The 10821-nt window shown below is 45.8% G+C and carries 13 protein-coding genes and 1 pseudogene; 5 read left to right on the top strand and 9 right to left on the bottom strand.

All coding sequences use genetic code 11. The annotated features are described in order from the left end of the window. From AC3DOM_RS10790 to AC3DOM_RS10760, 7 genes and pseudogenes are all read right to left on the bottom strand, one after another. Positions 1-868: pseudogene (locus AC3DOM_RS10790) on the bottom strand (tetrathionate reductase family octaheme c-type cytochrome); the annotation flags it as partial. A gap of 22 nt (positions 869-890) precedes the next feature. Continuing rightward, the gene (locus AC3DOM_RS10785; RefSeq protein ID WP_487919054.1) at positions 891-1214 is read right to left on the bottom strand and encodes an ArsR/SmtB family transcription factor; all 324 of its coding nucleotides are present in this window, start codon (positions 1212-1214) and stop codon (positions 891-893) included. A 206-nt stretch (positions 1215-1420) separates the two neighbouring features. Continuing rightward, positions 1421-1927 (bottom strand): DsrE/DsrF/DrsH-like family protein, encoded by a 507-nt coding sequence (locus AC3DOM_RS10780; RefSeq protein WP_487919053.1) that lies wholly within the window; start codon positions 1925-1927, stop codon positions 1421-1423. A 51-nt stretch (positions 1928-1978) separates the two neighbouring features. Then, positions 1979-2281, bottom strand: a complete 303-nt coding sequence (locus AC3DOM_RS10775) for a TusE/DsrC/DsvC family sulfur relay protein (RefSeq protein WP_487919052.1) — start codon at positions 2279-2281, stop codon at positions 1979-1981. A gap of 25 nt (positions 2282-2306) precedes the next feature. Beyond that, entirely contained in the window at positions 2307-2978 is a 672-nt protein-coding gene (locus AC3DOM_RS10770) for a DUF1641 domain-containing protein (RefSeq protein ID WP_487919051.1), read from the bottom strand. Positions 2979-2988: 10 nt separating this feature from the next. Beyond that, positions 2989-4224, bottom strand: a complete 1236-nt coding sequence (gene sqr / locus AC3DOM_RS10765; RefSeq protein WP_487919050.1) for a type III sulfide quinone reductase, selenoprotein subtype — start codon at positions 4222-4224, stop codon at positions 2989-2991. A gap of 11 nt (positions 4225-4235) precedes the next feature. Further along, on the bottom strand, positions 4236-4586 hold the full coding sequence (locus tag AC3DOM_RS10760) for an ArsR/SmtB family transcription factor (RefSeq protein WP_487919049.1): 351 nt from the start codon (positions 4584-4586) through the stop codon (positions 4236-4238). A 216-nt stretch (positions 4587-4802) separates the two neighbouring features. Between AC3DOM_RS10760 and AC3DOM_RS10755 the strand changes: the two genes are divergently transcribed. Continuing rightward, positions 4803-5450: a helix-turn-helix domain-containing protein gene (locus tag AC3DOM_RS10755; protein ID WP_487919048.1), complete on the top strand. Its 648-nt coding sequence runs from the start codon at positions 4803-4805 to the stop codon at positions 5448-5450. Positions 5451-5755: 305 nt separating this feature from the next. Here the strand turns inward: AC3DOM_RS10755 and AC3DOM_RS10750 are convergent, their stop codons facing one another. Next, positions 5756-6106 carry a metal-sulfur cluster assembly factor gene (locus AC3DOM_RS10750; protein WP_487919047.1) on the bottom strand — a complete coding sequence of 117 codons (351 nt, stop codon included), beginning with the start codon at positions 6104-6106 and terminating at the stop codon, positions 5756-5758. Between the two features lie 11 nt (positions 6107-6117). Further along, on the bottom strand, positions 6118-6729 hold the full coding sequence (locus AC3DOM_RS10745) for a helix-turn-helix transcriptional regulator (RefSeq protein WP_487919046.1): 612 nt from the start codon (positions 6727-6729) through the stop codon (positions 6118-6120). 170 nt (positions 6730-6899) lie between these two features. On the opposite strand from AC3DOM_RS10745, the gene sufC reads away from it, so the two are divergent. From sufC to AC3DOM_RS10725, 4 genes are all read left to right on the top strand, one after another. Beyond that, positions 6900-7676 carry a Fe-S cluster assembly ATPase SufC gene (gene sufC, locus AC3DOM_RS10740; RefSeq protein WP_487919045.1) on the top strand — a complete coding sequence of 259 codons (777 nt, stop codon included), beginning with the start codon at positions 6900-6902 and terminating at the stop codon, positions 7674-7676. Between the two features lie 22 nt (positions 7677-7698). Next, positions 7699-9105 carry a Fe-S cluster assembly protein SufB gene (sufB, locus tag AC3DOM_RS10735; RefSeq protein ID WP_487919044.1) on the top strand — a complete coding sequence of 469 codons (1407 nt, stop codon included), beginning with the start codon at positions 7699-7701 and terminating at the stop codon, positions 9103-9105. A 4-nt stretch (positions 9106-9109) separates the two neighbouring features. After that, complete coding sequence (gene sufD, locus AC3DOM_RS10730) at positions 9110-10459, top strand: Fe-S cluster assembly protein SufD (protein ID WP_487919043.1); 1350 nt, start codon at positions 9110-9112, stop codon at positions 10457-10459. A 132-nt stretch (positions 10460-10591) separates the two neighbouring features. Continuing rightward, a partial coding sequence (locus tag AC3DOM_RS10725; RefSeq protein ID WP_487919042.1) for a hypothetical protein occupies positions 10592-10821 on the top strand: 230 nt, incomplete at its 3' end.

Genomic DNA, 10821 nt, shown 5'->3' with positions numbered 1-10821 from the left:
GTGTACCGATATCAGGGATGTGGCAGGTCTGGCAGGCGACAGTGCGTGTGTGTGCGTTGTCACGCTCATCCCCATGAGGATCCAGATCATGGCAATTTGTGCAAAAGACCTGTTCCTCGGCCGGAATTTGATAGTTGTCCACAACCAGACGTCCAAGAATATTATGGTTTTCAGTTATATGACAATCAGTGCACTGGAAATCCAGGGTTCCCATATGAACATCCAGATTTCCTTCCGGGAAGTAGAGGTGCTCGTTTAATTCACCGTGCTTGACTGCGTTTCCGCCACCCCCGTCAAAATGACAGGCGCCGCAGTTTTCACGAGTTGGGTTGCGAACACTTTTTGCCGCGACCAGCAAATCAACGGCTTCAAGCGGGTAGCCATAATCTCCCTTGCCATAAAGATTGCTGTCTGCATGGCAGGCCAAACAATCCACGTTGTCGGGGTTTTGAAAATCAAAATTTTCATCTTCCCACCCATAACCAACATGGCAGATCATGCATTTCTTCTGATTCCCCTGGGTGCCAATGCAGAAATTGTTGATTTCATTTTTCTTGCCGATGGTAACTGGGCCTTCCCGCCAGGGGACTTCGACGGGGTCGCTTTCCCATGTCCAATGGCTGGTTTTCATAATTTCGTAGGCTTCCTCTTCGTGGCATTCCATGCAAGCGCGGGTAACATCTGCGCCTGTTTCGAAGGGTCCTTCAACGATGGCCGAGTGATCGGTGTGCAGAAGGTGAAGGGGGAGACCGGCCCAAGGGTCATTTTCTTGTTGAGAACTTTTGGGCAAATAGTACGCGACCGGAACGATAATGATCGCAAGGGTAACAAATAGCCCCATAATCCAGACGAGATTTTCCTTTTTCATAATTCTTCCTTGTAAAATATTTTTAGCCCTGAACCAGGCTAGCCCGATGGGTGAGTCTGTCACTTAAAACTGTCCGAAGCAAATCAAGCGCTTCTATCAGGCGCTTATCTGCCAGATGATAAATAATGTTGCTGCCCTGCCGCTCAGCGTAAACAAGCCCGCGCTCGCGCAGGGTTTTTAGATGTCGTGATGTAGTTGGCTGGGGAACCTCTAAAAGTTTGGTTAATTCGGTGACATTACAGGATTTCTCCGAAAGTGCATATAAGATAAAAAGTCGGTTAGGCTCAGCCAGGGCAGAGCATAAATCGGCGTGTAGTTGGTTAATTTCATTGCCTAGATTTTTCATAATTTTCTTCTGTATATTCACATAAGCGAATATGTGTATTTGCTGATAGGATACTCCTGTATGCATTTAAATTATAGTGAATTGTGTCACGAATATATGTGAAGGAATGCACAATTCCGACAAATATTACTCTAATTGTCCTTGCTGGATAATTAAATAAAAAGACCTCTGCAGAAGCAGAGGTCTTTGTTCGATCAGCTTGGAAACTAAATGAATACGATCTGGGCGCCTTCAGTCATGTCCATGAAATCAGAGGCAGTGACAACCTTGTCAATGCAAGGAAGAAAATCTTCGTCTTTGATGTCAAACATATCTACGGTCATTTTGCAGCCATACATATTTGCGCCAGCATCCGAGAGCATCTCAAGGTATTCGCGTACAGGGGGGACACCCAGGGCTTTCATTTTCATTTTCATGAACCAGGTCGCAAATGCGCTCATCCCGGGGATAATGCCCATGATATTGGGAATGCCCCAATTGCCAGTTGGCAACCCCATCATGCTCATCTTGAAACTGGTATTTGCCACTGGGGCAATTTCAAGCCTGTCCACACGTTTCTCTGTGACCAGATCGAGGCCCCAGAAAGTGAAAAAGAGGGTGACGTCAATCCCATCGCCGAGGGCAGCCCATCCCATGATCAGGGCCGGGTAAGCCATATCCAAATCGCCTTTGGAGCAAATGAATGCAATATGTCGGTTTTTTTCTTCTGCCATTGTAAAACTCCTTATAGAATATATTTCTTTGCGTACAGTATGCTTGAAATCCTAGACACAGCCTTCTGGCTTACCTAGCCCGGAGATCTTGGCAACTTTTTTGGCCGGACCTTTGGGGTAGAGTGCAAATAACTCCTTGGTAGTAATGCCGATACCCTGGGTGATTTGGCGCAAAGTTGGAGCTGCGCCGGAGTCAGCGGCTTTTTCCCGGCTGAAGTTGATGATTGCCCAGTGGGCATCGGTTAAAGTAATGCCTTCTTTTTCAGCCAGGACAGTGGCAATATCCTCTGTCCATTCAGCGGGGTTGGTCATAAAGCCTTCTTCATTCAAGGTGATAGTATTTAGAGCGGTCATTGCGATTCTCCTTTAAATAAATTGTTTATTGAGTGGGCGTTTCGCCCATTACTTTGAGCAAATTTAACATACGGGACATACCACGGCGTACTTGTGGGCTTCCCATTTCTTTGACTAATTTGAAAGCAGATATATTCTCGTCTTCAGCCGGGATCTCTCGAATGGCATCCACGCTTTGATTAGCAATAGCCATGATCTCTGGTTGGGTCATATTGCGAACGGTTTTCAGGATGACTACAACATTATCTGCCAAAGCGCGCACATCTTCTTCGCTGAATTCGGTCACAACCCGCTCGACAATTTTCCAACCCTCCTGGGCAAAGGTAAAGTAACCTTGCCGTTCCAGCCGGTCCAGTTCCAGAACGCCCTGATTGAAGATTTGCTTTCCTAATATTTGCATATCTTCGCTGAGTTCCATTGCGTTTTCAAGCTGGTCAAGCAGCTTTGAAAGCAGGTGAGTGTCTCGCAAGACACGCTTGAGCAGGAAAAACAGGTCTTCCGATTGAAAATCAGAACCAATCTCCGCCAATTCATCGATCGCGAGCTTGACCATATGATTGCCAATGGGGATCAGGTCACGCTGCAACTCTTCCATTTCCTGTTGACGTCGCTGTTGTTCCGCGATATGCGATTCAACGCGATCCATTTTTTCCATGAGCAAAGCAAATTGCTCCTGAGTGATGGCTGTATCAGTCATCGTTGCTCTCCTATTCCCATTTACCGGCCATGCTCATCTGAGATTCGAAAGGCATTTCTCCGCCTTTTAGCAGGATATTCCAATACATCCAGCGGAACATCATCTTGCCCCAGTGATTGGCATAGGATTCTTTGAGCAGGGAGAAGGGGCCGAAGCCGGGAAGGGGATATTTGCCCGGAAGCGGTTCGACATCGTAGTTGAAGTCGATCAGAACACCTTTTTCAAAGCCGGATTCAATATAGCAGTTTGCATGTCCGTCAAAATCGGGGAGCGGTTCCAATCCCTCCATGTGTCGGTGGATATTTTCGATCAACACATCCAGCATAAAGTGGGCGACCGAACCAGCTTTGGATGCAGGCACGTTTCCGGCATCGCCAATGATCCAAACGTTTTCCCATTTATCGCTTTGCAGGGTATGTTTGTTGGCGGGAACAAAATTGAGTTCATCGCCCATTCCAGAGTGTCCGATAACTTCTGCGCCCATATTTGTCGGGATGGTCACGAGCAGATCGTAGCCTATCTCGGTTTCATCATAGGAACGAATGACTTGCTTGGCATGATCTACTTCCATGATGGTGAATTCTGGTTGAAGATTGATTCCTTTGTCGTCGAGCATTCCGCCTAAAACAGCGGAAGCACGTGGTTTTGTGAAGGCGCCAGGTAGTGGGGTGGCGAAGACAATTTCGACCTTGTCGCGAATACCGCGCTCATGGAAGAACCAATCTGCCAGAAAAAGGAATTCGAGCGGTGCAACCGGGCATTTGATCGGCATCTCGGAGATATTGAGGACCATTCTCCCGCCCTTCCAGAATTTCAGGAAGTTGCCCAACTTGGTAGCACCTTCGAGCGTATAGAAGGGAAAGACATTTTTCATCCAGGCGGCTTCGTCGTCCAATCCGGGAGTTTCTTCAGGATGAATATGGCTGCCAGTGGAGATCACCAAATAGTCATAGTTAATGGTTTTTTTGGCGCGCCCTAGTTTGACACGATTCTTATCTGGCTCGATTAATTCAATATCTGAGAAGATCACATCTACTTGTGGGGGCAGGAAGTTTCGCTTTGGTTTGACCACGTCAGAAGGTGAATATGTCCCAAAGGGGATGAACAAAAAACCGGGCTGGTAATAATGTGTCTCATCGCGATCAACGATCACTATTCGCCATTCTTGTGTGTCCAGGATTTCGGCCATCTTGTTGGCGACCATCGTGCCGCCAGTTCCAGCACCTAGTATGAGAAAAGTTTTCATGAAGTCTCCTGTTAATTGGAAATTGAATCTTGAGCGGCCGCGACTGCAATTTGCGCCCGCTCTTTTAGGTTATCTGCCATTACGGCGCGCATCAGATCAAGGGCTTCGATAATGCGCTTGTCAGCGAGTTGGTAATAGACATACTGTCCGTCACGACGAAAAGTGACCAGTCCACATTCCCTTAATGTTTTTAAATGTCGAGATATTGTTGGTTGGGGAAGGTTGGTTTCATTGGATAGTTCATTAACATTGGATGATTTTTCTGAAAGTGAATATAGGATTAATATTCGACTAGGGTCGGCCAGTCCGCTGCAAATTTGGGCATGTAATTGATGGATTTCTTCGCGAAGATTTTGAGTCATGTCATTCTCCTGTTGTGGACATATGCGCTTGTGCGAATATGTGAACAAGCTCGTCCTAATGTAGCATATCCGGAAAAAGACATCTAGTACAATTTGTCACTAACGATTGTACTAAATGTCACACGACAATTTCGGCCATTTAACTCTCATACTCATTTTTTGGGCGTGAAAAGCAAGAAGTGTGGTAGGATAACGTAACTTTTAAAGGTGAAATCTATGGATTTGTACAAAAAAAACGCTATTTCAGTAAATGTTGGCGCGCGTTTGCGCGAACTCCGCACAGATCGTGGTCTATCGATTCGTGGGTTGGCACGTCAAAGTAACCTATCAGCAAATGCCCTTAGTATGATAGAGCGTGGAAAGACATCGCCATCGGTGAGTACTTTATATAAATTGGCCGATGCACTGGGCATTCCGATCACCTCCTTCTTTGGCAGTGAATCAAAGCGAGCATCAGTTGTATTTCGAAAATCGGATGAACGAACACGAATTCCCTTTCAACGCGGCACATGGGAGGGTCTGGGTGGTGAGAATTTCATTGGCCGGGTTGAGCCCTTTGTTCTAACGCTGGAAAGTGGCGCTAACAGCGGTCCGTACGAAATGAAGCATACAGGACATGAATTTGTAATTTGTTTGCGGGGAGCGCTGGAATATCAGGTTGAAGATAAATTCTATAACCTGGAGCCTGGTGATAGTTTGTTGTTTTCTGCCCGACTTCGCCATCGTTGGCGTAACACTGGAGGGAATGTGACAAATGCGCTCTTCATATTATCTGGATTTGCTGAAGGTGAACGCCCGACGCCAATGCACATGACTAAGGGTGTAGATGAAGATAATGATGATGAAATAATCAAGGAAGTCTAATTAATAGAGATCAAAAAGGAGTTGACCGTAATAGTCAACTCCTTTTTTTTAGCGAGATGAAAATTTTGTTTTTGAAGGTGGTTGAGTAGCTCAGAGCGAAGCGAAGAGCGCATCGAAACCAAAAAATTGGGTTTATTTCTGCCCGTTTGTTGGTTTCCCTGGCCCGGAACGCCAGGACGGGCGATACGGCGAAAAGCATCGCCAACTCACCTGTGCCGCACCACAAGTGCAGGCAACCAACGGACGCTCTTTTGAACTAACTGTCATGTGGCTAGTTTTTTTATGTATATTTCAAGCTTTAGGTATTAGTACATTCCCCAGTCCAGTGCGGCGGGATCCTCCATCAAGGAAAAATCCCAGGGCTCCATACCCATGTTTACCGTAGCGGGTTGATTGAGTGATTCCTGCGATGCTTTGCGAACACCTTCGATCATTGCAGGGGCATATGGACAGAATGGAGTTGTCAAAATCATATGAACTTTTGTAATTTTGTCCTCGATGCTTACCTGTCGGATCAATCCCAACTGGATCACATTCATACCTATTTCAGGATCAATCACTTTTGAAAGGCCTTCGCGCATCGGCTCGACAAGATCTGGATGGGTTTCATGAATTTCCCAGGTGACAATATTTAGACTTTCGGTTTTTTCACTCATTATTTATATTCCTAGACAGATTCAACGACATAAGTGCAGCGATCATCGCCGCTAAGGACACATTGTATTTGTTCAGCCGGAACGGCCAACATCTGCGAGATCAGGGTCTCGTCCATTGAGCAGATCTCTGGGTGATTTATACCAACTTTGATGTAGGGGCAGGAAATCTCGTGGATGTGATATTGCTGGCCCAACTTTTCCCACTCCACTGTAAAGCCTTCTTTGGCAAGCAGATCCTGGATGATATTCAAGCGTTCTTCCATGTCCAGGCCTTTTAGTTGATCCGAATATTCTTCTGCTAAATTAAACGCGACCTGAGAAAATAGTTCTTTAACCAAGGGCTTGGGCAGTATCTCTTTAAGTTGATTTAGTATACGAGTTGTCAGCTGCAGGTAACGGGTGGGGAATTTTTCTGAGCCTTCATCGGTTAGTGTATACACCAATCGTGGGCGGCCAACACCATGCCGTTCTTCCTCAGCAGAAATGAATCCTCCAGCCTGAAGGTTGCTTAAATGGTGACGCACCGAGATTGGGTTAATCTCTGCGATCTCAGCCAAATCATTGATGGTTGAGCGCGGTTTTCGTAGCAATGCCAGTAATATTTTTTCGCGTGTATTTTTCATTTTATTCCACTTTTCACAACGCGAGTATACTCGCCTCGCTTCCTTTTGTCAATATACTAGATAAATATAATAAATATTGACTTTTTCAATTCTACATGCTATAATCCCGCTCGATATAAATTGAATGTTTTGACAAAAATATTGCCGAAAGGCGTTTTTCAGGAGAGCTTATGTCTGGATTGACAATAAAAAATTTGCACGTCAGTATTGAGGGGAAGGAAATCTTAAAGGGTGTAAATCTTGAAATTAAAAAAGGCGAAATCCATGCCATCATGGGTCCAAACGGAACAGGAAAATCTACTTTAGCCTATGCCATGATGGGGCATCCCTCATATGAAATTACTGAGGGTGAGATCATTTTCGAAGGTCAGAATATTGTCGAAATGGCGACAGATGAACGCTCAAGGCTGGGACTCTTTTTGGCTTTTCAATATCCGGTTGCCATCCCGGGTGTCACAGTGGCAAACTTTTTACGAACGGCATTAAATGCCCGCCGCCGGGCCAAAAACCCTGAAGACAAAGGGATATCGATCCTTGATTTCAGAAAAATGCTCAAAGAAAAGATGGATCTATTACAGATGGATCATGCTTTTGCAGGGCGATATTTAAATGAAGGTTTTTCAGGTGGCGAGAAAAAACGGGCTGAGATTTTACAAATGGCAACCTTGAAGCCCTCTATTGCATTTCTGGACGAAACCGATTCAGGTTTGGATATTGACGCATTACGGATTGTATCTGAAGGCGTGAATGCGCTTGCCGATGAGAATTTAGGTGTAGTAGTGATCACGCATTATCAACGTTTGTTAAATCATATCAAGCCGAATTACGTTCATATTATGTTCGATGGTCGAATTGTAGAATCGGGCGGTCCAGAGTTGGCTTTGCGCCTTGAAGAGCTAGGTTACGATTGGGTCCGCGAAAAGTACAAAGAAGTAGTTGCAGCATAATTTATTGGTAAAAGGAGTCATCATGTCTGATGCACAAGTATTAGAAAAACTGACCGGGCAGCAAAAATACGATTTTAAAAATCCTGAAGATTTCGTATTCAGAGCACAAAAAGGTCTTAGTCGCGAGGTTGTCGAACAAATTTCAACGATGAAACGTGAGCCGCAGTGGATGTTGGATTTCCGCCTGAAAGCACTCGCTCATTATGAAAAGCGCGCTATCCCGACCTGGGGGCCGGATGTGACATCCCTTAATCTGGATGATATTTATTATTATGTCAAACCGACCGAAGGTCAGGAGAAATCCTGGGATGATGTCCCCGAAGACATCAAGGATACCTTTGAAAAATTAGGTATTCCTGAGGCTGAGCAGAAATTCCTGTCGGGCGTCGGGGCCCAATATGAATCCGAGATGGTCTATCACTCGATCCTTGAGCATCTTGAAGAACAAGGCGTCCTCTTTTTGAGCATTGAGGATGGACTACGTAAGCACCCTGACTTATTTAGAGAATATTTTGGAACTGTTATTCCAATTGAAGATAATAAATTTGCAGCCCTGAACGGTGCTGTTTGGTCGGGCGGATCATTTGTTTATATCCCCAAAGGTGTCAAGGTAGATTTGCCATTGCAGGCATATTTCCGATTGAATGTTGCCAATATCGGCCAATTTGAGAGAACCCTGATCATAGCGGATGAAGATTCGCAGGTGCATTATGTTGAAGGCTGTACGGCCCCCACCTATACCACCGATGCACTTCACAGTGGCGTGATCGAGATTGTCGTGAAGCGCGGCGCACGGGTTCGCTATTCAACCATCCAGAATTGGTCAAAAAATGTCTATAATCTTGTTACCCAACGTGCAAAGGTTTACGGTAATGGCACAATGGAATGGGTTGATTCCAACCTTGGCTCCAAGGTCACAATGAAATATCCATCCTGTTATTTGATGGAACCTGGAGCACATGGTGAGATCCTTTCGATGGCCTTTGCCGGAAACGATCAAATTCAGGATGCTGGCGGAAAGATGGTCCATTTCGCCCCCCACACCAGCAGTAAAATTACATCCAAGTCGATCAGCCAGGGTAATGGCCAGGCCTCATATCGAGGGTTGGTTAAAGTTCACAAGGGCGCCTATGATGTCAATAACAGCGTAGTTTGTGATGCTCTTTTATTATCAGAAAACTCGCGCACAGATACCTTCCCTTATGTTGAAATTGAAGAAGATGATGTCAGTATCGGTCATGAGGCGTCGGTATCAAAGGTCGGTGAAGAGCAGCTTTTCTATCTAAAATCACGCGGCCTGAGCGAAGAAGAGGCCACTTCAATGGTTGTTTCCGGCTTTATTGAACCATTGGTCAAGGAATTGCCGATGGAATATGCGGTCGAAATGAACCGGCTTATCCAGCTTCAAATGGAAGGATCGATAGGCTAATTGCATGGCAGAAAAAGAAAAAGTAGTTATTAAATCCGGACGACGAGAAGTCTCGGCACCCCGAAAATTTAATTTCACCCGCGAGATGGTCAACACTTCAAGCGATAGCCCTCTCGCTTCATACCGCGCCGACGCTTGGTCTGCGTTTGAGAAGTTTGGCCTACCCTCCACATCGGAGGAGGCCTGGCGGCGCACCGATTTGCGCAAGATGCCGGTAGACAAATTTAATTTACCGGCTGATGGTGCATATAATGACCTGCCTCCTATCCCCAAGGACCTGCTAAAGCCACTAGTTGGCGGCCAGCATGGCGGACAGATCACCCTGCTCCCTGGTGGATCGCAGGTCTCTCTTTTGCCTGAGCTTGCGAAGAAGGGTGTCGTTTTCACTGATTTTCGTACGGCGGAAAACGAGCATCCAGAACTATTGAAGAAATTTGCCGGAACAGTTATCCGCGCCCAGGACGGGAAGTTTGCCGCTCTGGCGGCTGCACTTTCACAAAACGGGATCCTGCTTTACGTACCCAAAGGTGTTCAGGTTGAAGAACCGCTCCATAGCGTTTTATGGGGACCTGGGGTAGATTTGGCGCATATCTCTCATCTCATCATTTATGTTGATGTAGGGGCTTCAGTGACTTATGTCCACGAATATGCCTCACCCGACGAAGCGGATGCAGATTCAATGCACGCCGGCCTTGTTGAAATTGTTGTTGCCGATGGCGCAAATCTGCGCTTTGTAGAATTGCAGTCCTGGGGCAACCATGTTTGGAATTTCAGTCATGAGCGTGTCCATGTCGGTAAAGATGCGAATCTCAATTGGGTTTTTGGTGCTGTGGGCAGTAAATTAACAAAGAATTTTTCAGATCTTGATCTTATAGGGGTGGGTGCTGAAGGCAGGATGTCTGGATTTTACTTTACTGATGGAAGTCAACACCTCGATCATGATACTCAGCAAAACCATCTCGTCCCGAATACATTCAGCGATTTGCTCTTTAAGGGTGCGCTTGGTGGGAAGAGCCGTTCCGTCTGGCAAGGTATGATTTATGTTGCGCCTGGTGCTCAAAAAACGGATGGTTATCAGGCTAACCGCAATCTGCTCCTCAGTCGAGATGCGCGCGCCGATGCTATCCCGGGACTGGAAATTTCCGCTGACGATGTACGTTGCTCGCACGGAGCCACAATTGGCAAAATTGATTCCGAGCCGCTATTCTACCTGCTTAGTCGCGGTATTCCGCAGGACGAGGCTGAACAACTGATGGTTGAAGGATTCTTTGATCCAATCATTCAGCGGATCCCTTTTGAGGGCGTGCGAGAACGTTTTCAGCAGGCGATCAAGGAAAAATTGGGTAGAAAGTAACTGATAAGTGGTATAATAGCGAGTTTAGTCATTTACCTGCCAAAAAGAAGATAACTTTTCAGGGAATTCAGGCACATGACCGAAATATTTTAGAAAATAATAATTAGAATCTGAAATTGCGGGAGGTTTATTATGGCTTTTATGCGAAGCCCGGATAAAGTACATGAATTTGATGTGTCCGATAAAGTTGAAGTTTATTGCGATCACGATGGTAAAGATGATGAGCGCACGAGGGGCTGGCTGAAGGGAATTGTCGCGCAAGTGGATAATAAATTAGTCGCGGTGCAATTCACTGTGAATATTTATCTTACCGATGGTTGGATGGTGCCAGATCGAATTTTATGGTTTCCCTCTAACTCAGA

It is taken from the genome of Candidatus Desulfolinea nitratireducens (genome assembly GCF_982879505.1).
Note: the sequence above shows the minus strand (reverse complement) of the source record. Positions and strands in the feature narration are given on the sequence as shown.

What these genes read in the sequence shown, in the direction of transcription:
- AC3DOM_RS10785 (WP_487919054.1), bottom strand. Translation starts at nt 1,214, where the DNA reads ATGAAAAATCTAGGCAATGAAATTAACCAACTACACGCCGATTTATGC.
- AC3DOM_RS10780 (WP_487919053.1), bottom strand. Translation starts at nt 1,927, where the DNA reads ATGGCAGAAGAAAAAAACCGACATATTGCATTCATTTGCTCCAAAGGC.
- sufC (WP_487919045.1), top strand. Translation starts at nt 6,900, where the DNA reads ATGTCTGGATTGACAATAAAAAATTTGCACGTCAGTATTGAGGGGAAG.
- sufD (WP_487919043.1), top strand. Translation starts at nt 9,110, where the DNA reads ATGGCAGAAAAAGAAAAAGTAGTTATTAAATCCGGACGACGAGAAGTC.
- AC3DOM_RS10760 (WP_487919049.1), bottom strand. Translation starts at nt 4,586, where the DNA reads ATGACTCAAAATCTTCGCGAAGAAATCCATCAATTACATGCCCAAATT.
- AC3DOM_RS10745 (WP_487919046.1), bottom strand. Translation starts at nt 6,729, where the DNA reads ATGAAAAATACACGCGAAAAAATATTACTGGCATTGCTACGAAAACCG.
- AC3DOM_RS10770 (WP_487919051.1), bottom strand. Translation starts at nt 2,978, where the DNA reads ATGACTGATACAGCCATCACTCAGGAGCAATTTGCTTTGCTCATGGAA.
- AC3DOM_RS10750 (WP_487919047.1), bottom strand. Translation starts at nt 6,106, where the DNA reads ATGAGTGAAAAAACCGAAAGTCTAAATATTGTCACCTGGGAAATTCAT.
- sqr (WP_487919050.1), bottom strand. Translation starts at nt 4,224, where the DNA reads ATGAAAACTTTTCTCATACTAGGTGCTGGAACTGGCGGCACGATGGTC.
- AC3DOM_RS10775 (WP_487919052.1), bottom strand. Translation starts at nt 2,281, where the DNA reads ATGACCGCTCTAAATACTATCACCTTGAATGAAGAAGGCTTTATGACC.
- AC3DOM_RS10755 (WP_487919048.1), top strand. Translation starts at nt 4,803, where the DNA reads ATGGATTTGTACAAAAAAAACGCTATTTCAGTAAATGTTGGCGCGCGT.
- sufB (WP_487919044.1), top strand. Translation starts at nt 7,699, where the DNA reads ATGTCTGATGCACAAGTATTAGAAAAACTGACCGGGCAGCAAAAATAC.